Source organism: Crateriforma spongiae, from assembly GCF_012290005.1.
Taxonomy (GTDB): Bacteria; Planctomycetota; Planctomycetia; order Pirellulales; family Pirellulaceae; genus Crateriforma; species Crateriforma spongiae.
Window position 1 is genome coordinate 484,693 of record NZ_JAAXMS010000001.1, and the last position, 23,756, is coordinate 508,448.

Consider the following 23,756-nt stretch of genomic DNA (forward strand, 5'->3'; position numbering starts at 1 on the left):
CATCAGTCGCGAGACCCAGGGACGATCTGTAGCGTGATTTCCTCGTCGCCTCGCTGAACGACCATTTCAACAGTCTCACCAATCTTCAATGCTTCGATGGCATAGGTGTAGTCGTATAAGTTTTCGATCGTGCGACCGGCCAGTTTGACAATAATATCGCCACCTTGGACGCCCGCTTTGTCGGCCGGGCCGTCGGTTCCGACGCCACTGAGCTTGACTCCTTTGATGTCGCCCGACGCATAGTCCGGGATGGTGCCCAGATAGGCTGTCAAACGGGCTCTGGGAACCTCTTTCGTTTGTTCGCCTTCATCCAAACGGAATTCCGGTGCGGCATCGGAAACCAAAAATCCACGCGTCAGCAAGCCGAACAGTTGCGCGATATCCGACAGTCCCTCGTAGTTCAATTTGCTCGCAACGTCACGCGGCGTGTGATAGTCCGAGTGGGCACCGGTAAAGCCCGAAAGAATCGGTACGTTTCGTGTGACAAAGGCGGATGCGTCGGTCGGCAGACGTGTGCTGGTTCGGTCCAATTTCAACGTCAAGCCGACGGGGATGTTTCGCCGCTGGACCTCGGCTTCAAAACCGGGAGACGATCCGATGCCCTGAATGATCAGGCTTTCACGCAAACGCCCCACCATATCCAAGTTCAGATAGACCGCGATGCTGTCACGCAGCGAATCCTGGTCGGCATGGGCACCGTGGGCATGCGCGACGTCCACGGTCGTGGAGGTATTCGATTTCGCATGTTCGCCGTGGGGGGCATGTGCGGGTGCATGGTCCGTGTGTGGATCATGTGTATCGGGTGATTCGTACAGATCGGCATAAGCCGAAACAAACGCTTGCGAACCGAACAGCCCCAGTTCTTCGCCGCTCCACGCGGCAATCAACAGCTCACGTTTAGCGTCCAGCTTGCCGCTTCGTTTTTGCGAGGCGAGGTACTGAGCGATTTCCAAGATGGCCGCAACGCCGCTGGCATTGTCGTCGGCCCCAAAGTGAATTTGATCTTCATCATCGCCTGTGGCCAAGCTGTTTCCGGCACCGCCACGACCGAGGTGATCGATGTGGGCTCCCAAAACAACCACAGGGGCTCCCGCGTGGTCGGGGGAATCGGTCGCCAGTCGTGCAATGACATTGCGCCCCGTTCCGGTGGATCGTTTGATGCCGATCTTGGCACTGACTTTAACGCCTTCCAGTGCGTAACCCATCTGCATTGATCCGTCGTCCAGTGCCGTCTGAGCAGCATTCAAGTCTTTACCGGCGCGATCAAACCAAGATGCGGCTATACGGTTGCTGATGCTTGTCACGGCGATGCTGACGCCAGCTTGTGACGCGCTGGAGTCAAAGCGAATCAGGTCGCGTTTCACCTTGCTGTTTGGTCCGGCCACAAAGATCACGCCTTTGGCGCCACGGTCTCGAGCCACGGACGCTTTTCTTTGTGGTGCGCTGTAACGTGCCAATTGCTGTCGTCGATCCGCCGAGATGTTTTGGGGCATGTCACGCAGGATCATCACCCATTTATCATTCACATCCAGATGGACATAGCTGTCGTATTCCTCCACACCGTCGCTGCCAGGAACGGTCATGCCGTAGCCCGCAAAAACAACGTCACCGACATCGAAAGACCCGGTGCCGGAGAAACCAAGAGGCGTCCAGTCTTCGCCCAGACGCAGGGCGTCCTGCTGTTTAGCGGACATTATATTTTCGTCCGTCAATTCGGACCCGGCAGGGAAATCGAAGGACTGGAAAAACGTTCCATCTTCACCGGCCGGTTCGAAACCCAAGTGTTGAAGATAGGCTGCGACGTAGGCAGTGGCTTTTTTTTCACCGATGGTCCCCGTCAAACGACCTTCAAGTTCCGGACGCGTCAAATAATCGACGTGACGGCCCGCGTCGGCTGGTTGAAATTCACCTGATGTGGCGTTGATGTTTTGCCGTGCGGTTGCCACGTCGGATTCAAAGGCTTCGTCATCGCCAGAAACTTTGTTCTTTGTCAGTCCCAGGCGTCGTCGTGCTTCCGCATCATTCCAATTCGCCATGAAGATTTGAGACTGGTTGCCTGACGCACGATTGTTGGTCCAGGCGATGCGGTCTCCGCCGGGCAAGAAGACGGGAAGCCCATCAAAACCGTCGGCATCCGTGACACGCACAGGGTCGCCGTTGCCGTCGGCACGCACCAAGTAAAGCTCGAAGTTGCCGAAGCCGTGTTTGTTTGTCGTGAAAACAAGGTAGTCACCGCTGGGGTGGTAAAACGGTGCCCAGCTCATCACGCCCAAGTCGGTTAGGCGTTGCACATCGGTGCCGTCGGTCCGCATGGTGTAAATCTCGGCCGTCGCACCGTCTTCACCGAACCGTCGCCAGCAGATGCGTTGGCCATCGGGCGAAAAGAAGGGACCGCCGTCATAACCAGGGACATCGGTCAGCCGTCGGACATTCGTTCCGTCGGCATCCATGATGTACAGCTCCATCATGACCGAAGGATCGGTTTCGAACCGCTGTTGCTGTGTGTCGGTCAATTCATTCTGGAAAGCCGATCGGTTGGAGGCAAAAACAATTTGACTGCCATCGGGGCTGAAGCTTGCTTCGGCGTCGTAGCCGAGTTCATGCGTCAGGCGAGTGTACTTTCCATTGGTTGAGTCCCAAATGTACAGTTCGAAATTGGGGTCATAGTCCCAAGAGTATCGGCGGCTTTTCCCCGACGCACGAAAGTCCAATTCGGCCTGTTGTTTCTCTTGGGCTTCCGGATCGTCGTGCGTGCTGGCGAACAGGACTTGTTTGCCGTCAGGATGGATCCAGGCACAGGTGGTTTTTCCAATGCCGGGAGAAACCCTTTCGATATCCCCCGTTCCCAGATCCATCCAGTAAATCTGATAGAAAGGGTTTTTCGGATCACGTTCGCTTTGGAACACCATCTTGGAGGCGTCAGGACTGAAGTAGCCTTCCCCCGCACGACGGCCTTCAAAAGTGATTTGACGCGTTTTGCCCATCAGTGGCGCGTCTTCATCGTTTCCGACGGACGCAGGTCCCTCAGCCGACGCTTTCGCGATTAGCAAGGCCGTTGCGAACGTGACAAAAAGGTGCAGTCGTCGTTTCATGTCGAAAGCGAATATTCAAAATGGGTGTCTAGAAAGTCCGTGTTTCGCGACGTGCATGGCACGACAGAACTGGGACGATTCGTCCGGCATGGCTTCGCGAATTCGTTGGGGCGAAGGTACCGATCACGGACTGATCGCAGCTTCAACAGACATTCAGCCTGATTGACGCGTCAGTGATCAACCGTCGGCCAAACCGTGTGCACCACGCAGCCGAATCATGCCGTCACTCCAGCGGCGAAACAGTTCGGCACGTTCACCGGAATCGTTAAACACACGGGTGTCACTGATTTTGGCACGCAAGTCTTCGCGGACAAGGCCGAACAAGTCATGATAAATTGCTTCGGCGTCCGTCGGGTCATCGGCGGCCGTTTGACGGAATTGGACGGATTCCGGATTAACCCTGGCAGTCGCCTCGAACCGAAAGATCTGTTGCCAGCCGGGACGCTGGACCGCGATCAAACGCACTGACCGCAGCTTGGCCGTGGTTCCGAAATACCCGTGCTCGGTCAGATGTCGGCGGATCGACAACTCCATCTCTCGATCGCCGCACCAGTCGTCCCATCGCTGTCGAATTTGTCGAATGAAGTGGAGCATGTCTCCACTATTGTGATGCCGGCAAGTCGAAGTCGCCGGTCAGATCGCGCCAGACACAGTGGATGTGGTTTGCCGGATTGCCAACCGCGTCGGATTGGGTGTTCACAAACTCGATCAGGAAACTCTTGCCCTGAACACGGTAGTAGTGGCCGATGCCCGGTTCAGTGGCCCCCGCCCACGCAAAGTGGATTTGGTTCCAACCGTTTTCGGCAATCGCGTCACGACGTGTCACCGCAACGGGGTCGGGGACCACATCGATATAGGTGTCAACCAAACGCTGCAGGATCTGTTGTTGGTCGGCATCAAGTTTTTGATAACGAATGCCTTCGGGGGCGGTGACGTCCGCTTGCGCCTCGCCGGCGAAACGAATTTCCGAGAGAGCTTCTTCAGCGATGATCGCTTCGGACCTCTGGGCATCGCTGAGCGAATTGACCAGATCGAACCCCAACTGTTCTTCGTCACGCAGAATCCGCGTCCCTTTGTGCAGGGTGACACTTGGGTCGTCCACCTCGTTCATCAAGGTCGCAGGATTTGATGCCATGAATTGTGGCGTGCTATCGACGATCCTGCCCCCACGGCACACGAAGTTCAAGGAAAGGTGATGGCCTTCGAAGCTCAGGCCCCACGGTTTCTGGTCGTCGGGCTGGCCGAACACCGTGACGTAGTATTTCATCGGGTCGCGTTTCCAATTGCCACCATCGCCTTCCAAGACATGAAGCACTTGTTCCATGCTTCGGATTTGATCCGCCTTTCGATAGCCGATTTCGCTAAGTGCGGCACGCAATAGACGCAGGGCGCCGGTGCGTTGGGCTTCGGTCATGTCCCCCAGCATCAAACCCTTGCGTGTCTTCATCGGGATGAAGTGCCATTGGACTCGGCGTTCATCGTCGAAGGGGATGACCGCTTGAGAGGACTGTTCTTTGTCCAGTGTCGACAGAAACGCCTTGGCATGCTGATGCATTTGGACGCCGGGCGGATCGCCGACCTTTAGGCCGGACATCACCGACAGTCCGATCAGACACATTGCGAGAATTGCAAGCGGAAAACGTTTCATGCTCGTGGCGGGGGGTAATGAAATGAGCGGGAGGGGAAACTTGACGATGTGCAAGTTTAGCCAATCCGCTCGCCGCCCGCCGGGCTTTGGCCCGGGACCGCTTTGCCAATCCTGAGGTTCAGCCGAAAAGCAGATCGTCGGTGGGTTTGGATTCTTCCAGCCCACTTTCACGTCGAAGCCCGAGCTTTTGCATTGCCAACAGTGACAGATACGCGGGGTTCAGCAACACGTATCGACGCCACAAACGCCCCGGTTCCTTGGTCAGTCGGTAAAACCATTCCAGGCCACGGTCCTGCATCCACCGCGGTGCCTGGTCCAGCATTCCGGCGTGAAAGGCGAACGCCGCACCGACCGCGATCAGTGGCATGCCCAGGCGATCTCGCATCTCGTAAGCGAAGATTTCTTGTCGTGGGCATCCCAAGCCGACAAAGCACATCTGGGCCCCGCTGTCGCGAATCTCATTCACCAAGTCGTCTCGTTCCTCAGGTGAAATCTGACGAAATCGTGAGGCGCGGATTCCGGCGATCCGTAATCCATCGAATTTTTCGGTCAGGTTGTCTGCGAACTGCTTCAGCATCTCTTCTGTGGCACCGAACAGAAAGACCGAAACATCTTCCTTGGCCGCTGCCGCACACAGACGCAGAGTCAATTCTGGGCCATAGACACGATCTGGAAGGCTGAGCCCGTGAAGCGAATTCAATGCCCAGCGAACCGGTTGGCCGTCGGGGCAGACAAGATCAAAACGGTTCAGTCGATATCGATGGGTCTTGTCCTGGACACCGGTCATCACGCCGTGGACTGCCAACGCGGTCACCGACATCGGCTGTCGCCGTTTGGCGGATTCGATCACACGGGCGACGGCGGCTTCGTAATCTATGGCGTTGACTTCGATGCCCAGAACGCTTTTCTTGCCAAGGTCGATCATGGTGTCGTTGCCGCGTCCACAACGCGGTCCGGTACGGGGGAATGAAACTCGCTGGATTTGTGCTGTTTTAAGTCAGCTTGCGTGATCGCCGAAACCGTCTCCGGTGCAAGTGAGTGCAACTGGTCGATCATTCTGCGGACTTCGAAGCGGCCTTTCAGACTTTCCAAAGCCCAGCGGACGAATCGAATTTTGTCGTCGCGTGCCATCGACATGCCCGGCAAATAGCTCAGGTCGTCGGCGTCTTCATGCCCGAAAAAATCCGGTGGGTGCAACAACAACGAAATCGACGTTCCGGTCAGCGTTGCCAAACGCACAACCGACGAAAAATACATCTTGGCCGCGGTGACCGAAAAACTGGCCAGGTAACACAGATAGCTCATGTGGATCGGTAGACGCGTCAACGGCATGACGGATACAGGGATCTCCCAAAACTCGGGTGCACTATTTTGCAACCGATGTGGGCGGTTGGGCTTTAGCATCGACCCGAATCCACCGTACAGCTGTTTGGCTTTGTCCTTCTGTTGGCCTTTCAAACCCGTTTTCAGCATGAAGAACCAACGGGCGATCGGTGCGACCGATGTGGGGAAGGATGACGCGTCGTACAGGTAACCCCGTTCTTGTAAGACGTTCAGAACTTCGGGAGGACAGCTGAAACCGGGGCCGCGAAATCCGTACGGTCGGATGCCCAGCAGATTGATGATTCGTTGCTCGGTAGTTGCGATCTCTTCTTCGATCTGATCCGGGGGCATCGTGTGCATCCACGGCAAATGATTCAGGGAATGATTGGCCGGTTCCCACTGAATCGAATCGAACCGCCGAATCGCGTCGCAGTCCGCCTCGTCCGTCAAGTCACGACCGACAAGGAAGACCGTCAGCGGCAGGCTCAGTTCGCCCAGGACATCGACGATTCGGTCGACCGCCATGGGCAGATAACTTGGACGTTTCGTCCAATCATCGCGGCCGGCGGCCCGCAGATAGGCCCAGCGGTTGTCCAGATCCAGTGATAGGCTTGCGACGGGGCGATTCATGGTTGGGGTACCGCCAATTTTGCCGTCATTCGCGAACGCAATTCGGGGTCTGGCAGTCGCCACGGGTCGGCCTTCAACGCATGGATCGCGCGGATCGCACCGGAGGCCGCCCAATGCGGCGTTCGTTCACGCACCGATCGGAATGCCGCCTGACGCATGGCGTTCCAGGCCACGTCATCGGTGTCGAAGTACCGGTCCATCGCCGACGCAATGCTGGCGTCCTGCAAGGGATCGAAACGCCATCCGTTGACGTCGTCTTGCACCAAGGTGGTTACCGCCTGTGCATAAACGCTGCCGATGACCGGAACGCCCGCATGGAACGCTTCGTTGACCACCAGCAACCATTCATCGGCAAGGGTCGGCGAGATCACCGCGTCATGAACTGCCAGTGTCTTTCGAAGCTCGGTCGACGCGACGTTGCCGATCAGGTGGAGCTGCAGATTGTCTGGCGTGACCATCGATTCCAGCGCATCACGCTTGGGGCCTTCGCCGGCAAACGTCAATTCGATGTGCCGATTGGGATTCTGGCGGCAGTACGCGACCAGTTGTTCCGCCAGCGGGACGACGCCCTTTCGGTCACTCAATTGGCCGATGCACAACAGCTTGCCCAACTGACGCCCGCCATCCGATGCTGTCCTGTGGGGCGGATCGACCGCGAACACGCGATCGTCGGCGGCGTAGGGCAACGGAAAGAGTTTCGGCCCTGGTACCAACAAGCGATCTCGCAGATAGCGAAGGCACGATGGTCCGTTGTACGTGACCGCGTCGGCTTGACGGATCAGTCGACGACGCAGTACCCGTCGCATCCATCCGCGTCCCTGTTCGGAATGTTCCGACATGTAGGTGCATAGGATCAGCTTTGCATCGGGGTTTTTTCGACAGTACTGCGCGGCGCCGACGCTGCGGGCGCCCAATTCCAGTGACATCACGATATCGGGCTTTAGCCGGCGAAGCTGAGCCTGGGTGTCGGTGGGAAAGTGCACGTAAAGGTCGTCAACGAAACCGGAGGTGTGCTTCCACGGTCGCCGGAGCATGAAGTTCTTTTGAACGTTGACGTTCAGCCCCGACCAATCCAATTGAAAGTCGCGATTCGGTTCGATCGGCGTGCTGAGCAAGACGTGAAATTCACGAACCGATGCTGCGATCGCTTGCAGCACACGCACTTGATAAAGAGGGATGTAGTGCGTCATGAAGACGACCCGCACATCCAACGGTTGATCGACTGAATCGCCCAAAGTGTTTGACACCCGGGGATCCACGGTTGATGGCCGGTCCATGGAAGGATTGGTGTCCATGTGACGGGACGACGAGGCATCGCCGTCGACGCGATCCCTGTCGTCTTGCGTGTCCACTACCGACTACCTCGTCCCAAGATCGGAACGGTGACGGTTTGGGCGATCAGGCGAAGGTCACCCAGCAGTCCGGTGCGATCGACGTAGCGGAGGTCCATCCGCATCCAGTCGTCAAACGTCTCGGCGGCTTCCTTATCGACTTGCCAGTAACAGGTCATGCCCGGTTTGACGTCCAGGCGGCGGCGATGCCAGTGGCTGCAGGCACGGCTTTCATGCCAGGGCAGCGGTCGCGGTCCGACCAGCGACATGTCACCCTTCAGCACGTTCCATAGCTGCGGTAGTTCGTCGATGCAGGTGACACGAAACAGGTGGCCCACACTTGTCACACGGGGATCCCGTTCGATTTTGAAGGCTGGTCCGTCGCGATGGCTTTGTTCGCGAAGCGCCGCCTGTTGGCTTTCGGCGTCCACGATCATCGTACGCAATTTGTAGATCGTAAAAGGCCGTCCGCGATAGCCTTCGCGGGTTTGCGTGAACATCGCCGGACCGGGGCTGGTCAGCTTGACCGCCGCCATGGAGCCCAGAATGATCGGCCCGGTCATAATGAGTCCCACCGAAGCGCCGATCACATCGACGGATCGTTTGAGGGCCGATTGAATCGTCTTGCCCGAAGTCATCGGTGATTCCGTCGACACTTCCACCGGGCCGGCATCGGTTTCCGGAGACCATTGGCGGGTGGTCGGTGTTTCGCCGCGGCGATCGCCATCGCCGGGGTAATCGTCGTCGCTGTCGAAGCCTTCGGGGTCGTGGACCCGCAACGACAGTCGGACATCCAATTGGACGCCATCGAACAGGCGGGTCAGGCGGTCCAAGCAAGCACGGCCGCCCATTTCCGGCGTGTCGACCAAAAGCACGCCGAACTGGTTGCGGTTCAACTGGCCGATTTGATCGGTGATCCGCAGGTTGCGGTTTAACAAACGAATCAATTTCCGGCGGTTGTTCGACCGATCGGCTTCGGCCGTCAATTCCACGTTCAGCAAGCAGAACGGGATGGAACGCCGGGTGGCGCGAATTCGTTCGCGAGTCAATTCGTGATTGAACTGCTGTCGCGTCAGAACGCTTTCACCGTTGCGTCCGCGTCGGACTCGCCGATCGGACCAATACTGAATCAAAGCACCTAGCACTTCGGGACGTCCTTCTGTTGCGGGAATAACGCGGTCGAAGTTGACCCGTCGCGGCCTTCAGCCGTTGGCAAGAAATTCTGGATATTCTCGGGCATCGTCATGGTGATCCGAAGCGAAACCGTCGTTCGATTCCGCTGGTTTCCTGTCATCGAGGCAAGTTTGATTCGGTAGCGGAATGAGAGTTCGTGTTGCTTGCCCCGCTCGTGACCAAGTCGCGTGATTGGGCGACATGCTCCGCATCAATTTGATTTGCCCCATTTGTCCAGCTTGGTGCCGCCACGTCGCCGTGGATCGGATCGATACGAGATTCTGGCCCCGCAAACTCAAGATCAACGGACCGGCCTGTTGCATCGCCTGTGTCACGCAGGAACGCTTGCAGCAGCCCCAGCGACAGGCCCAGAAATGCACCGACGATGGCCAACAGTGCACGGGACGGCGACGATTTTTTCAGGTTCAGCGAAGCGTCTTGGACGATCGAAACGTCCGAAAGGTTTTCGCGGTCCAAGTCGTGGGTGATTCGTGCTTCGTCATAGCGGCGAGTGTGTTCCAGATAATCCCGCTCGGCGATCTTGGCTTCCCAAGCCAACTCGTTCAGCCGGGCCGAATCGCGGTTGAGCCGTTCGACGTCCTCGCGGATTTGCGTCAATTCGGATTCCAAGGCCGCGTGCTTGGCCTTCAGCCCAGCGGCCTTGGCGATCGCGGCGGTATGGGCGGTTTGCAAATCCTGAAAGACCGGATTGATGGCTTCGCGGCTGACCTCGCGACCCTTTTCTTCGCCGTCGACGATTTTCGAATTGGCTTCCATCTTTTCCTTCAGCATCCGGTACCGCGGATGGCTGGGCATGATTTTGGCCAGTTCGTCGTTCTGCTGGACCTGCAGGTCATACAGTTGCGTGCGCATGTCGTCGGCCGACTTGCTGGCGACGCCGCTGGTCTTTTCGACGGGAATCCACTGGTCGACCGTGTCCAGCTGTTTGGCCAGTTCGATCACCGTCCGCTCGGCTTCGGCCAGCTGGCCGGACGTTTCGTCCATGGCGACTTCCACGTTGACGAAGCGTTCGCTGAGTGTCTTTTCGGCGGTGTCGGGATTTAGCCATCCCAGTTCGTTTTTGGCCGCCTGCAGATTCTGTTGCGCTTTGGCCGCTTTTTCGCGACTGTTCTGGACCTGTTGTTCAAAGAATTCAAACGACCCGGTCGCCCGGTGGGCTTCAACGTGATAGAGGGCGTATTGATCCATCGCAGCTTGGGCGATTTGTTGGGCGACAATGGGATCGCTGAACTTCGCCCCGACGCTGACGGTGTACGCATCCCGCGGCATGCTGATCTGCAGCGATTCGTGAACCTTTCGAACGGCGTTTTCCAAGTCGACCTGGGCCTGGCACTGCTCCGCTGTCATGTCGCCCCAGGTTCCGCCGCCTTTGCTGGGCATCGCGCCACGCAGGCGAGCGATCGAACGGTCGATCCAGGTCCGAGGCTGCAGCAGGGTGTCCGCCCCAAGCTGCTGGACGATGCGTTCGGCGATTTCACGGCTGCCCAGCATCTCGGCAATGCTGACGACTTCTGAAGTTCGGCTTTCTTGAAGCGACACGCCCGCCGACGGGTTGGCCGTGGGGTCAACGTTCAAAGCCATGCGGCCCAGACGCACATACATCAGCCCGTCACTGCGGTATTGGTTGGGCCAGGCCAACAGCATGGCGACCACGGCGGCGGTGACGACCGTGGCGACCAGGATGACTGAAATCAAGTGGCGGCGGACCGAGCCGATCAGGTCGGCCACGCTCAATGACGCCCAGGAGTTGTTTTGGCGGCGATTCACGTTCACTTACGACGGGATTTTGGGGGAAACGGGGAAAAGATGGCCACCATGCCCTGCGAATTTCACGGGATCGTCGTTGCTGTGGCGATCGTCGCCGTCACGGTCGAACGTTTCGCTTTGCTAATCGAGTCGGCCAAGGACAAACGCGGTGTTTTCCCCGATGGACCGTTGCCGCCCACCTGGAATCCCGACGGCCGGGGGCGTCGCGGATTCACCATGCGACGATGAACAGCCGGAATCCAGGGGGACTGCGGTGGTCCGCAGAAATGACGACGTTTTTCGTGTTGGCAAACAAAACTGCGACAAAAAACCCGGAAAACTCGTTGCCCAGATTACCAAGTCATCGTGATCGTTCCATTTGAAAAAAGCGATGTACAGCTATTTTGTAGTTGCGAGGGGATGGTTTGTAACGAATCCCATCCGAAATTTTCGGGCGTTGCCGAATCCCTGCCCTACACTGCCTTTTCTGGTCCCATCTGGTCCATTAGCCATCGGCCGATGTGGTCCGTTGGAGGTGAACAGGGCGGCAGGCCGCAGTTTTCGTGTCGGCCAGGGATGCCGATGTTGCCGAACTGTGCGGTCCCCGGGCCAGGTTCTGGGCCACGTCCCGAAATGTCCACGCATTTGGGGGTGATCGATCCCCAGCGGGAAGTCTGCCAGCCCAGTCGCCCTTCGGCGGGGCAAAGTTCGGAACCGTTCAGAAATTGAGTCTGGTGTTTGGCCGTCTGGCGGCAAGGAAAGACGAAAGGTGATAGAAACCGGCGCCCGGTGTCACCGTGAAGGGTTTCGGTCGTCTTGTCGTGTCGACCGGCTTTTCGGCAGAACCGGGTTTCAAGAGAAGCGAGGACAGTTTTGGCACTGCAACGGGTTTTGGAGCCGGAGATCGGTGAGTCGGCCGAAGATGCGAATCTTTATCATGCGATGGACCATACCGCCGTCAATCAGCAATTCGTCGACGATCTGTTCAGCGGCGGTCCGGTCGGGCCCCGAGTGATCGACTTGGGCTGTGGCCCGGGCGAAATTCCAATCTTGATTTGTCGCAATGCCGACAAGCTGGGCGTGGATGTGGAGGTCATGGGAATTGATAGCGATGTGGACATGTTGGACATCGCCAAACGCGAACTCGAAATTGAAGGCGTCATCGATCGCGTCACCTTGCAGCATGCCGACATCAAAGACCTGGCCTGTCTCGAAGACGGTCTGGTTCACACCGCGGTTTCAAACACGGTGGCGCATCATTTGGCCGAGCCGCAGTTGTTATTGGCGGCGGCAAAGCGATTGGCTGGCGATGCTGGCCGTGTGTTCGTGCGTGACTTGTACCGTCCCGAGGACGAGGCGACTGTGGAAGCGTTGATTCGTGCCCACGCGGACGGTGAACCGCCGTCGGCCCAGCAGTTGTACCGCCAGTCGCTGCACGCGGCATTGACGCTTGAAGAAGTCCGGGCAATCGTCGACGATTTGGGGATGGACGCCGCGTCAGTGAAAATGACCAGCGACCGACACTGGACTTTGGATTGGCGCGGGACGGCATGAAAGAATACTTGGATTTGCTTCGTGACGTCTTGGACAATGGGAACGATCGAACGGACCGTACGGGGGTGGGCACCCGCGGCGTGTTCGGACGTCAGGTTCGCTTCGATTTGGCTGACGGGTTTCCGTTATTGACGACCAAGAAGCTGCATCTCAGGTCAATTATCTACGAACTCCTCTGGTTCCTGCGGGGCGACACCAACACGCGGTGGTTGAACGAACACGGCGTTTCGATCTGGGACGAATGGGCCGACGAAAACGGTGATTTGGGCCCGGTGTATGGTCATCAGTGGCGATGTTGGCCGGCGGCTGACGGGCAGACCGTTGACCAGATCGCTTGGGTCCAAAACGAGATTCGCAACAATCCGTATTCCCGTCGGCTGATCGTTTCGGCTTGGAACGTTGGGGAGGTGTCGCAAATGGCGCTACCGCCTTGTCACTTGCTGTTCCAATTCTATGTGGAGGCGGATCGCCTTTCGTGTCAGCTGTATCAGCGTAGTGCGGACTTGTTTCTGGGCGTTCCGTTTAACATCGCAAGCTACAGCTTGCTGTTGTTGATGATGGCTCGCGTGACCGGGTTACAGCCGGGAGAGTTTGTGCACACCTTCGGCGATCTGCATCTGTATCAAAATCACTTCGATCAGGCGCGTTTGCAATTGGAACGTCAGCCGCGCCCACGGCCTCGCATGGAATTGAAATCGCATCCGGCGTCGATCGACGAGTTTCAATTCGAAGATTTCTGCCTGAGCGATTATGACCCCCATCCGCACATCAAGGCCCCGGTGGCGGTTTGATGGGGGCGAACGAAGCAGCCGATGTCCGGTCAGGCGATGCAAGGGAAGCGGGCGACGCGGTCCGGCGCCGGATCGCCGTGGTGGCGGCAACGCCCGACGGGGTGATCGGATCCGGCGGCGACCTGCCGTGGCGGCTTCGCCGTGACCTTCAACGGTTCAAACGCACGACGATGGGTGGGGTTTTGGTCATGGGACGTAAGACGTTCGATTCAATCGGGCGTCCCTTGCCCGGTCGCCAGACCGTCGTGATCACCGCCCAGCCAGATTGGTCGGCCCCTGGGGTGGCGGTCGCTCCGGGGCCCAGCGAAGCGTTGCGGCAGGCGGATCAGCTGGTCGCGCCCGGTGATTCCAAAGGCGGTCCAGGACTGGAGGATGATTCACGACGCCGTCCCGTTTTTGTGGTCGGGGGCGCGACGATCTACCAGGCTTTGCTGCCCGAGTGCGATGAATTGTGGTTGACCACCGTACTTTCAAGAATCAGCGGGGACGTTCATCTGTCGGTGGACCGATCGCAGTGGCGTGCGGTGGAAACCGTCCGGTATCCTGCCAGCGTCGATGATCAGATGCCCACCGAATTTCATCGCTTGGTCCGCCGCTAGCGGGGCCGAAAGCCGGGGGATGGCCAAAATCGGAGGGGTTAAAGAAGCCATCGGGAAAATTCCTGGAATTTTGAGGACTCGTCCCCATTGAGCAAAAATGGGACCAGCCGCTATAAAGCTGGATTCTTGGCGGACGGGAATGTCGGGTTCCGATGGACGGATGCCCCATTTCCCGCGAAGTGCCGATTCGTCGCCTCACGCCGTCCCCCCACGTAAGGTCAACCCAGGAGCCGTGTTATGCCCCGTTTGATGGGCGTTGACATCCCGAACGATAAGCAAATCCAGTACTCGCTGACGTACCTTTACGGCGTCGGATTCAATTCCGCACGTGAGGTCTGCGAAAAGCTGGGCATTGATCCGACGCTTCCCGCCAGTGATCTGGATGACGAGCAGCTGAGCCGTATTTCGGCGTTGTTGGAACGTGACTACGTGGTCGAAGGACCGTTGCGTCGTCAGGTCGCCCAGAACATCGGACGCTTGCGAGAGATCAAGAGTTACCGTGGCATGCGTCACCGACTGAGTCTGCCGGTGCGTGGCCAACGAACGAAGACCAACGCTCGAACCCGTAAGGGGCCGCGTAAAACGGTCGCCGGAAAGAAGGGCGTCAAGGACCTTCGGTAATTGTCCCTGGATTGTCGGTCGCTGGTGTTCAAAGGGACGGCGTTCCGCCCCCTTTCGTACCGTCGATTGTGATGAATCAGCGGCAACTTGGCGAACAATGGCCCGAAACGCAGCGTGTCGGGTGCCCTGGGGGGGCGTCCAATTCCGATTAGGTTGCGACAGGCGGGTTTGCCGATTTCTCCGTCAGGGCTTCGGCGATGAGGCCAATGACGGAGCAGCCATTTCCGGCCAGCCGACCATTTGTATGCCGACCGGAATTTGTGCGGCGATTGCCATGGAAGTTGTCGTCGGTTCAGGGCAATTGAGCCCTTGGCGATGGACGGATTGGCCGGTCGAGTGAACGGTTTACAGTCGACTCGGCGAGCAAGCACACGAACAAGCAAACAAATAAGAAATCGAATCGAAGCGAGTCTTGCGTCACCGGCCGTCAGTTGATTGGCGGTTTGGTCCAGAGCCTTTCGATTCCTGTTAACGAACATCCCGAAATTTAGACATCCGATTTTTGTCGATTGAGGCCGAGTGATGGCAAAGACAAACAAAAAGAAGCGAGTCCGACGCAACGTCAGCAATGGCATCGCGCACGTCAACGCGACGTTCAACAATACGACGGTGACCATCACCGATCCCAAGGGGGACACGTTGTGCTGGGCGAGTGCCGGAACCAGTGGGTTCAAAGGCAGCCGCAAGAGCACGCCGTTCGCCGGTCAGTGTGCCGCCCAACAGGCCGCAGAAAAGGCCACGAAGTTCGGCATGCGTGACGTCGAGGTTCGTGTCAAAGGCCCGGGAAGCGGACGCGAAAGCGCGATCACCGCGTTGCAGGCTGCTGGGCTGAATGTCAAGCAAATCGAAGACGTGACGCCCATCCCGCACAACGGATGCCGTCCCCGCAAGAAACGCCGCGTCTGATCCGATAGACCGCGGCTGGCTGTGGTTCCGCAATCCGAGATTGTCTGCCGATTCGCATCGAACGGATGCCGGTCGGACGCTTCGGTGGATCGGAACGCCCGATTTCGGCTTCTTCCATTTGGATATCCCGATGATCGGAAACCGCAGCGTGGGTTGGATCGCATTTTGGGCAGCCTGACTGGTTGCTCACCGCACCAACGGCCCGCCACGTGTCACAGCGTTGATCGCGAAAGATCATGAAAAGACGGTCGGTCCGGGTGGCCACCGAATTGACCCGTCTTCCCGTTCCCTTCGCCGAATTCACCAAACATTCCAGAGAGTCAAATCACCTATGTCGATGCACATCCGTTGGCGTGGTATGGAATTGCCCAGCAACGTCGAAGTCGATCGTGACACCCTGTCGGCGACCTACGGCAAATTCACTGCCGAGCCGTTCGAGCGTGGGTTCGGTGCCAGCGTTGGAAATAGCCTGCGACGGGTTTTGTTGAGCAGCCTGATGGGCAGCGCCGTTACGCAGATCAAAATCCGTGGCGCGCAGCACGAGTTCACGAGCATTCCCGGTGTGTTGGAAGACATCACCGAGATCGTTCTGAACGTCAAAAGCTTGATCGTCCGCAACCACACCGAATCGACTCGAGTCATCACGGTTGAACGCAGCACCGCTGGTGTGATCACCGGTGCCGACATCGAAACCGATTCGGAAGTCGACATCATCAACAAAGATCACGTGTTGGCGACGCTGACCGAAGACGCTCCGTTCATGATGGAAATGGTCGTCGAAAATGGTCGCGGCTATGTTCCCAGCAGTGAACACAGCAGCATCGATCATGAAATCGGCATCATTCCGATTGACGCCGTCTTCAGCCCGATCACCCGAGTCCGCTATGAAGTGGAAGAAACTCGTGTCGGTCAAAAGACCAACTTCGACAAGCTGAACTTGGAAATCTGGACCGACGGCACGGTTTCGCCCGAAATGTCGCTGATCGAAGCGGCGAAAATCCTGCGGAAACACCTCAACCCGTTCGTGCAGTATCGCGAATTGGGACCCAGTATCTTCAGCGCCGCCCGCGGCGGTGCCGGATCGCCCGAGGCCCAGTTGGAAGCCAAGCTGAACATGACGCTGGCCGACCTGCGGCTTTCGGTCCGAGCGAACAATTGCTTGGAAAGCGAAAACATTGCGACGGTTCGCGACCTGGTTCAGCGGACCGAAGATTCCCTGTTGGAAGTGCGTAACTTTGGCGACACGACTTTGAACGAAGTCCGCGAAAAGTTGGCGCAGTACGGACTGCATTTGGGAATGAGGGTTCCCAGCCAACCGCTGTTTTAGTCACACTGGTCCAACGATCACTCATTGAAAGCTTTATTACGGATTCACTGAAATGCGTCACCGCCGAAAAGGTCGCGTTCTGGGTCGGGCTCCCAGCCACCGCAAAGCATTGCTGAAAAACTTGGTCAGCGCCCTGTTTCTGACCGAACGGGATGCAACGTACGACGACAATGCGCCGAAGAACCCTGGCCAAATTGTGACCACGCTGCACAAGGCCAAGGAAATGCGCCCGTTGGTCGAAAAGTGCATCACGATCGCGAAGAAGTCGATCCCGCACGCTGAAGAAGCCGAGAAGTATGCGACCGATGCCGATCGTGGCACGGATGCTTACAAGCAATGGCGCAAGAGCGACGATTGGCAAAAGTGGGCTGCCGCACGTGCCCCCGTGGTCGCCGCACAGCGCCGCGTTTTGCAGTTGATCGGCGACCGTCAAGCGGTGGCGATCCTGTTCGACACGATTGCACCACGCTATGTCGATCGCCCCGGTGGCTACACTCGAATCGTCCGTCTGGCAACGCCTCGCTTGGGCGACGCTGGTTTGCGTGCGGTTCTGCAGTTGGTCGGTGAAGACGAACGTCGTAATCGTCGCGCCGAACGACCGGCGTTTGAATCGGACGTGCCGGAAGATGATTCCAACAACGGCCCCGAAGCCAGCGGTGACGACGCGGACAAGAAAGAAGAAACCGTTGCGGCCGGCGACGCTAGCTGACACGACGCTGCGATAGCACCGCCAGTCAGCGGTATCAACACAAGCCGGGTTGCGATTTTACAAGATCGCATCTCGGCTTTTTTCGTGGCTAATTTTGGTCCTGAGTTCCACCGCTGCGGTGGCAACGGATTGGGAAGATCAGATGCGGCGTCCCTGGCTGCGACGCCAGGCGCGAATCTGTTTTTCGACGCCGATCGCTTCGGTCAATGCTGACCAGGTTGCGGCGACCGTCGCCAAGGCTTGTGCCGGTTTCGTATCGCCCGCGACGCAAGCGTGAATCGAGGCATCAAGAGCGTCGTAGTAGGCACAACCTTGAATCAGCTGAGTGGTCGGACGAACGATCGCCGACGACAGCTGGTCACGCCGAATTTGCTGATAGGGATCCGGTAGCGATTCGCCACCGTCGATTGAGTCTGCAATCCGAGTGACGTCCAAGCCGGCCAATTGATTGCGGACCGAGCCAATCCCTTCACCACCGGCCAGCCATTGCAGGAACTGCTTCGCTGATTTTGATTGCCGGCACGACTTCGGCAGGATCCCCAACGAAGTCCACGGTGAAAGCAGGGTCGGGCCGACATCGGATGAAACTGTCTGGTCACCCTCAGACTGCATCGAATCGGATACCGTCGACGGCAGTGGTCGCAGGTCCAATGACGAAGTATCACCCGCCGACGCCGGCAGAACTCCGATTCCACCATCCAAGGTTCCCTCGGCGATCGCCGTTCCGATTTCGCGGGCCGTCAGCGTCGGCTTGGCGTAATGCTGGGCCGCCGCTTTCATCGATTCGAGCGCCGCGGTACAGACGTCGCTATCGATAGTCGGCTGAAAGGTTTCGCGATCAAACAACCAGTTGGCTTCCACGGTTCCTGCGATCCGACGCAGATAACTCTCACCGCATTGGCCACGGCCGATTGGTTCGGCAACCCGGTTGGCGTGCTGTGACGCGTAATCGGAAAAGGCATCCCAGTTTTCAATCGGTTCGGTTGCGACGTCGACCATCAGCACCGGAACGTCGCTGCCCAAGGGGACCGCAAAATCACTCGCCGCATAGCTGGCCGCTCCGACCCGAAGCGAAGTCAGTACGGGGCCTAACGACTCATTCAGGTTCGCTTGCCAAGCGTCCTGAATTTCGCTGATCAAGTCGCCGGCATACAGATCGGCAACACACAACAATGGCACCACCAAAACGTCGGCACGACGCGATGCCGCCAAAACGGTGGGGCCCAATTCCGTGATCGATTGTTCGTCGCGACGAACCCATTGAACCTTTAATGGGACCTCAGCGACCGCACCCCAATTCCGCTGCAACACCTCCGATGGATCATCGTGGCCGACCCAAACGACACGCAGCGGGACATCGGTTCGGACCGAGGACGCCGTGTCGGAGCTTGTTTCGTCAGGTTCGGAGCATCCCGTCACTGCGACCGCGCCCAACCCCAAGCCCCCGGTGACGAAAGCCCGGCGCGAAACACATGATTCGGGGCGTCGGCGGGCATTCGATCGGTTCGGCATGACGAAAGATTCGGAGTTTTGAAACAGTGGGATCAACACGACGTAGGGCACGAGGCGTGGCAGCGGGGCTGCAACAAACACACCAGCAACAAATGCGAAGCGACGAGTGAAGCATCTGCCATCCATCGCGAAGGATAGTCGCAGTCAGACCCTGGCCTGACGACTTTCGTCGCGCGGCGTCTGCTAAGCGAGTCGATACGCATTATATTGCGGACCAGTTCGACGCATCGGGCACGGAAGATCCATGTTTGTCAGGAAGATCGACGTTCGCCGGCGTCCTTTTCAAACCGCACTACGAATCATCACAGCATCATGGCTTTCTATCTTGGAATTGACGTCGGGACGAGTGGCACCAAGACCTTGTTGGTCGACGAGGCGGGCAATGTCGTCGCCGAAAGTGATGCGTCGTATCCCTTGGAACAGCCCCGACCGGGTTGGACCCAACAGGACCCGGACGATTGGTGGAAAGCAACGGTGAAGACGGTTCGTGCGGTGATCAAGAAAAGCAAGGTCGCCGCGTCGGATGTCAAAGCCATTGGTTTGAGCGGCCAGATGCACGGCAGTGTCTTTCTGGACAAAGACGACAATGTGATTCGGCCCGCTCTGTTGTGGAACGACCAACGCACGGCAGCGGAATGTGATGAGATCACTGAAAATGCGGGCGGGCGATCTGCTTTGATCAAAATGGTGGCGAATCCGGCATTGACCGGTTTTCAAGCCCCCAAAATCCTGTGGATGCGAAACAACGAGAAGCGAAATTTCGCCAAGTTGGCCAAGGTTTTACTGCCCAAGGACGAGATCCGACGCCGGTTGATAGGTGATTACGTCACCGAAGTCAGTGATGCCAGTGGCACCCTGCTATTGGATGTGGTGCGGCGAAACTGGTCAAAGAAGTTATTGGGCAAACTGGATTTAGACCCGGATCTGTTGCCTCGCGTGGTCGAAAGCGAAGAGGTTACCGGACAGTTGACTTCCGAAGCTGCCAAGGCCCTTGGTTTGACCACGGATTGCAAAGTGGTCGGTGGCGCGGGCGATTGCGCGGCCGGTGCGGTTGGAAACGGGGTGGTGAAAAAGGGCGTGCTTAGTACGTCCATTGGCACCAGTGGTGTCATGTTTGTGCACAGCGATGAACCGCAGTACGACGCGGCCGGTCGGCTGCACACGTTTTGTCATGCGGTGCGTGGCAAATGGCACATGATGGGCGTCAATTTGACCAGCGGCGGTTCGTTGCAGTGGTGGGTCGAAAATGTCATTCAAGGACTAGCCGGTGTCAGCGGAAAGGACGTCTACAAAGCGGTCACCGAAGAAGCCAAGAAGATCGATGCGGGCAGCGAAGGCTTGGTGTTTCTGCCGTACTTGAATGGCGAGCGTACGCCTCACGCGGATCCTGATGTTCGCGGATCGTTTGTCGGTCTGGGGATGAACCACAATCGTGGTGCGATGACGCGTGCCGTGATGGAGGGAATCACGTTCGCGTTGCGTGACAGTTTGGAAATCATTGAGTCGCTGGACGTGCCTGTCCGCCAAATTCGCGTTTCTGGTGGCGGCAGCAAGAATCCGTTCTGGCGTCAGATGCAAGCGGATGTCTTTGGTCGCAAGGTCACCACGCTGAAGGTCGAACAGGGGCCGGCGTATGGTGTGGCACTGCTGGCAATGGTCGGTGATGGTCTGCACCGCAACATCGAATCCGCGTGCAAAGCCAATATCTTGGTCGCCGAAGAAACGAAAGCGGATCGCGCAGCCGCCAAGCGATACAACGCTCTGTTTCCCGTTCATCGCGACCTTTACGGTCAGTTAAAAGAATCGACTCAAGCGTTGGCTGAGTATCGCGAAACGTTTCTGTAGGCCTCGGCTGTAATCATTACCGTCGCCCTAACCCGCATTGTCGGAATCCCGACCGAGCGCTTGTCAGGTATTTGGCAACAGAATTCGTTGCCAGACCAAGTTCAGTGACCGATGGACTGATAGCTGGTTATCCATACCCAATGCATCGGTTTTGAAATCACTGTTATGACTTCCGGTCTTGATCCCGTCATCGCACAGGTGCTGCAGGCTCGTCAGGCATCGACGAACCAGCAGGTCGCTACCGCGGTTGCCGCAAAGCAACTGGATGCGACGAAGCAGACCGGCGATGCGATCAACCAAATGCTGGAAACCATTGCGACGGCACAAAAACAGATCGCCCAGGGTTATCTGGACGTGAAGGTTTGATGCCGCCGGTGTGCGTCGCGTTGTCTTCGTAGACGCGGTTCAGTGAGCCAGTCTTGAGTAGGCGGACAGGCCTTATTGAGTTTAGTAACCGGACCTGTAAGCGAGGAACGAACCGGCGAAAAACGCGGTCTTTCGCTCACGCGTCCGGTTGCCATTGGTCGCAAAAATCCCGTAAGCCAGCCTAATAGTCGCTGCGTGAAAAGTAGACGCAGCCGATCGTCAGCATGACCAGTGTGAAAGCCGCACAGCTGACCACCGGTCGAACAATCGGGTATCGCACGACCTGTTCGTCATCGCGATTGGGCCCACCCGGTATTTCTGCGGTATCGCTGCCGCCGATGATCGCTGCGACGGTTCCGCCCAATTCGCCGGTCTGTGGAATGATCGTTCGCAGGGGAGTGATCACGTAGCGGTCGACCAGACGCCACGTCGACATGTCCGGCCGAACAGCTTTGGTGCTCTGCATGGTCCGCAAGTCGATCCATTCCAGTCGATCAATGTGGTGTGAAAGAATGACCTGATTGGGTTGGTCAGTACGGCTGATTGATACCACTTCGCGAAACGGAAGCGTTTGTGTTTTGAATGTTGGCTCGTCTCCGGCGAAGTCGACTTCGATCACCCCCGCCTGTGCGTCGGCGTTCACAAAGGCGAATCGATGACCGTCGTTATTTTGGGTTTCCAAACCGATGACTTTGACTAAGTCCCACTCGGATTCCAGACCGTGTGTAGGTTGGGCTTCGATCGGCCTCAAATCGCGGCTATCAAAGAACTGCAATGGCTCGTTTAGGCGAGAAACCAGCAAGACGTCACCACTAATCGCGATCCGGGCATTGGCGGACGCTTCACCGTCGGCTTCAGTGGACGCGACCAGATCCCAAGGGCCGTCGGTTGAATCACTGGGGTTTGCCAGTTGGAAAATGCGGCCCGCGCTGATCAGCCATAGGGATCGGCCGTCATCGGCGACGGCGAACTCGCTGGGGCTGGCGACACTTGCTTTGGCGGGAATGATGGACTGAAAGCGTTCGGTTCCCGCACCCTGCATCGACAACAGCTTGGATAGCCAGTTGGTCATGGACGATTCGGCTTCCGCGTCGTCGGTTGCCTCTGCCTGGTCGTCAACAATGGCATCGATATCAGCGACGAACAGGTCGCCCATGTTCTTGGCGTACAGGTGCCCTGCCCGATCCGATTGAAGATCCACGGTGGAAACGGGCAGCCGAGCCAAGCGTTCCGGTTCCCAATCATTGCGGCGGCGAAAGACCAGCAAGTCCAGTGTGCCAGCGCCGAACGCATTGAACCGACCACCACTGATTCTGGCCGATGCGATCGTCCCTTCATCCATCGATACCGGTGACAGCACCCGATCGCGCCCCATTGCCTGGCTTTCCACGATGTCGACCCATTGATTGGAATCGTTATCGAAACGCTGAAGGCCTTGCCCCCGGGTTTTCACGATGATGTCATCCCGGTCCACCGTCACCGCGATCACTTCGTCAGGACGGCGGACCAGTCCGTCAAACAGTCCACCGACGAAACCGACCACGAACACGATCGCCCCGAACATGCAGGTCACACCAATCGACAAGATGGGAGATCGCCAACGCAATCCGGCCAACACCGACACACTGTAAAAGACCGAAAACAGAAACACGCTGACCGGAATGCACCACAGCAGACGTGCATTCCAGATATCCAAACGCATGCCCGCGATCAACCACAAGCCGATGACTAGTTGGACCACGCAAAGAAAGACAAACGCACAGCCGCCCAGGAACTTCGTCAAAAAAAGCATCGGGCGGCTGATCGGTTTGCTAAGCAGCAAGTGAAGGCTGCCCGGTTGCAGTAGGTCCGGAATCAATGATGCGGTTACCAAGATTCCCAGGAAGACCAAGACGAAACCCAGAAGCAAGTTGATCAGCTGGGGCAAAACAAATTGGTTGATCAACGCCTTGAACTGGCGCTGGTCAATGGTGAAAGACGCGGGGAAATCAAAACCCGCGTACGTCATCAAGATGGATTGGGCGGATCTGGCTTCAAAGACGCCCGGCAAGGCCGTTTCCAAACGCAGTCGGGCCACCCGTCTGCGTTCGGATTCTGTCCAATCGTCGGGTTCGGATTGCTGGCGTTTGATCAATTCGAAGGGGGCCAGCAAATCCTGCCAGGCGACCGGATCATACCAAGACGGATCGTCCAACAAATCGTTGAACGCATCGGCAAAATCGCTTAGCGGGATGCGAACCTCGCTGCCTTCGCCCACCTGACGAAGTTGGTCCTTCAATTCGTCTGGCAATGCATTGGCAATCTTTGCGACGGCCTGTCCGGTCTGTTCGGGCTGGACCAAACCGGTGGCCAACATCGCCTTCAGCTTCGTGCCGGCTGCAAAGTCCTGCCAGCGAAAATCGGTGGTCAGGTCTTCTCGGTATCCGATCGGCGCCAAAGCGAGCAACAGCAGCCAGATGGCGACAAACGCACACCACAACACACGTGACGCCAATGCCGCGTGGAATGAGTCGATCAGAATGGCGGTATACGCTGAAAAGCGGAATGATCGCACCGTTTGGG

At 57.6% G+C, this 23,756-nt stretch carries 20 protein-coding genes; 10 read left to right on the top strand and 10 right to left on the bottom strand.

Annotation, left to right across the window (positions count from 1 at the left end; all coding sequences use genetic code 11):
* Window positions 1-2: 2 nt before the first annotated feature.
* The 8 genes from HFP54_RS01795 to HFP54_RS01830 all read right to left on the bottom strand — a co-directional run bounded on the left by HFP54_RS01795 (window position 3) and on the right by HFP54_RS01830 (window position 10,985).
* Window positions 3-3,092, bottom strand: coding sequence for a M28 family peptidase (locus HFP54_RS01795; protein WP_168563847.1), 3,090 nt, complete (start codon window positions 3,090-3,092; stop codon window positions 3-5).
* Between the two features lie 177 nt (window positions 3,093-3,269).
* Window positions 3,270-3,686 carry a hypothetical protein gene (locus HFP54_RS01800; RefSeq protein WP_146412006.1) on the bottom strand — a complete coding sequence of 139 codons (417 nt, stop codon included), beginning with the start codon at window positions 3,684-3,686 and terminating at the stop codon, window positions 3,270-3,272.
* A gap of 7 nt (window positions 3,687-3,693) precedes the next feature.
* Window positions 3,694-4,740 (bottom strand): DUF3500 domain-containing protein, encoded by a 1,047-nt coding sequence (locus HFP54_RS01805; RefSeq protein WP_146412008.1) that lies wholly within the window; start codon window positions 4,738-4,740, stop codon window positions 3,694-3,696.
* A gap of 118 nt (window positions 4,741-4,858) precedes the next feature.
* Window positions 4,859-5,665, bottom strand: a complete 807-nt coding sequence (locus HFP54_RS01810; protein WP_168563848.1) for a WecB/TagA/CpsF family glycosyltransferase — start codon at window positions 5,663-5,665, stop codon at window positions 4,859-4,861.
* Complete coding sequence (locus tag HFP54_RS01815) at window positions 5,662-6,693, bottom strand: polysaccharide deacetylase family protein (protein ID WP_168563849.1); 1,032 nt, start codon at window positions 6,691-6,693, stop codon at window positions 5,662-5,664. Before HFP54_RS01815 ends, HFP54_RS01810 begins: the two co-directional genes overlap by 4 nt.
* Window positions 6,690-7,940 (bottom strand): glycosyltransferase family 4 protein, encoded by a 1,251-nt coding sequence (locus HFP54_RS01820; protein WP_315853827.1) that lies wholly within the window; start codon window positions 7,938-7,940, stop codon window positions 6,690-6,692. The genes HFP54_RS01815 and HFP54_RS01820 overlap by 4 nt, the downstream gene beginning before the upstream one ends.
* Before the next feature lie 104 nt (window positions 7,941-8,044).
* Entirely contained in the window at window positions 8,045-9,169 is a 1,125-nt protein-coding gene (locus HFP54_RS26080; RefSeq protein WP_168563851.1) for a sugar transferase, read from the bottom strand.
* A gap of 145 nt (window positions 9,170-9,314) precedes the next feature.
* Window positions 9,315-10,985 carry a GumC family protein gene (locus tag HFP54_RS01830; protein WP_168563852.1) on the bottom strand — a complete coding sequence of 557 codons (1,671 nt, stop codon included), beginning with the start codon at window positions 10,983-10,985 and terminating at the stop codon, window positions 9,315-9,317.
* A 39-nt stretch (window positions 10,986-11,024) separates the two neighbouring features.
* On the opposite strand from HFP54_RS01830, the gene HFP54_RS01835 reads away from it, so the two are divergent.
* The 8 genes from HFP54_RS01835 to HFP54_RS01870 all read left to right on the top strand — a co-directional run bounded on the left by HFP54_RS01835 (window position 11,025) and on the right by HFP54_RS01870 (window position 17,471).
* The gene (locus HFP54_RS01835) at window positions 11,025-11,213 is read left to right on the top strand and encodes a hypothetical protein (protein WP_206035955.1); all 189 of its coding nucleotides are present in this window, start codon (window positions 11,025-11,027) and stop codon (window positions 11,211-11,213) included.
* Between the two features lie 624 nt (window positions 11,214-11,837).
* Complete coding sequence (locus HFP54_RS01840; RefSeq protein WP_235951183.1) at window positions 11,838-12,518, top strand: class I SAM-dependent methyltransferase; 681 nt, start codon at window positions 11,838-11,840, stop codon at window positions 12,516-12,518.
* Entirely contained in the window at window positions 12,515-13,309 is a 795-nt protein-coding gene (locus HFP54_RS01845) for a thymidylate synthase (protein WP_168563854.1), read from the top strand. The genes HFP54_RS01840 and HFP54_RS01845 overlap by 4 nt, the downstream gene beginning before the upstream one ends.
* Entirely contained in the window at window positions 13,309-13,908 is a 600-nt protein-coding gene (locus HFP54_RS01850; RefSeq protein ID WP_168563855.1) for a dihydrofolate reductase, read from the top strand. Before HFP54_RS01845 ends, HFP54_RS01850 begins: the two co-directional genes overlap by 1 nt.
* A gap of 249 nt (window positions 13,909-14,157) precedes the next feature.
* Complete coding sequence (gene rpsM / locus HFP54_RS01855; protein ID WP_145305062.1) at window positions 14,158-14,529, top strand: 30S ribosomal protein S13; 372 nt, start codon at window positions 14,158-14,160, stop codon at window positions 14,527-14,529.
* A gap of 522 nt (window positions 14,530-15,051) precedes the next feature.
* Window positions 15,052-15,435 (top strand): 30S ribosomal protein S11, encoded by a 384-nt coding sequence (gene rpsK, locus HFP54_RS01860; protein ID WP_145301411.1) that lies wholly within the window; start codon window positions 15,052-15,054, stop codon window positions 15,433-15,435.
* A 331-nt stretch (window positions 15,436-15,766) separates the two neighbouring features.
* A complete protein-coding gene (locus HFP54_RS01865; protein ID WP_146412031.1) occupies window positions 15,767-16,762 on the top strand; it encodes a DNA-directed RNA polymerase subunit alpha in 996 nt (331 codons plus the stop codon).
* Window positions 16,763-16,814: 52 nt separating this feature from the next.
* Window positions 16,815-17,471 (top strand): bL17 family ribosomal protein, encoded by a 657-nt coding sequence (locus HFP54_RS01870; RefSeq protein WP_146412034.1) that lies wholly within the window; start codon window positions 16,815-16,817, stop codon window positions 17,469-17,471.
* Between the two features lie 138 nt (window positions 17,472-17,609).
* Here HFP54_RS01870 and HFP54_RS01875 read toward each other — a convergent pair whose 3' ends face one another.
* Entirely contained in the window at window positions 17,610-18,983 is a 1,374-nt protein-coding gene (locus HFP54_RS01875) for a hypothetical protein (protein WP_168563856.1), read from the bottom strand.
* 312 nt (window positions 18,984-19,295) lie between these two features.
* Between HFP54_RS01875 and xylB the strand changes: the two genes are divergently transcribed.
* Both xylB and HFP54_RS01885 read left to right on the top strand, forming a co-directional pair.
* The gene (gene xylB / locus HFP54_RS01880; protein ID WP_168563857.1) at window positions 19,296-20,828 is read left to right on the top strand and encodes a xylulokinase; all 1,533 of its coding nucleotides are present in this window, start codon (window positions 19,296-19,298) and stop codon (window positions 20,826-20,828) included.
* Window positions 20,829-20,993: 165 nt separating this feature from the next.
* A complete protein-coding gene (locus HFP54_RS01885) occupies window positions 20,994-21,194 on the top strand; it encodes a putative motility protein (RefSeq protein ID WP_146412041.1) in 201 nt (66 codons plus the stop codon).
* Between the two features lie 181 nt (window positions 21,195-21,375).
* Here the strand turns inward: HFP54_RS01885 and HFP54_RS01890 are convergent, their stop codons facing one another.
* Entirely contained in the window at window positions 21,376-23,748 is a 2,373-nt protein-coding gene (locus tag HFP54_RS01890; protein WP_168563858.1) for an ABC transporter permease, read from the bottom strand.
* Window positions 23,749-23,756: the final 8 nt, after the last annotated feature.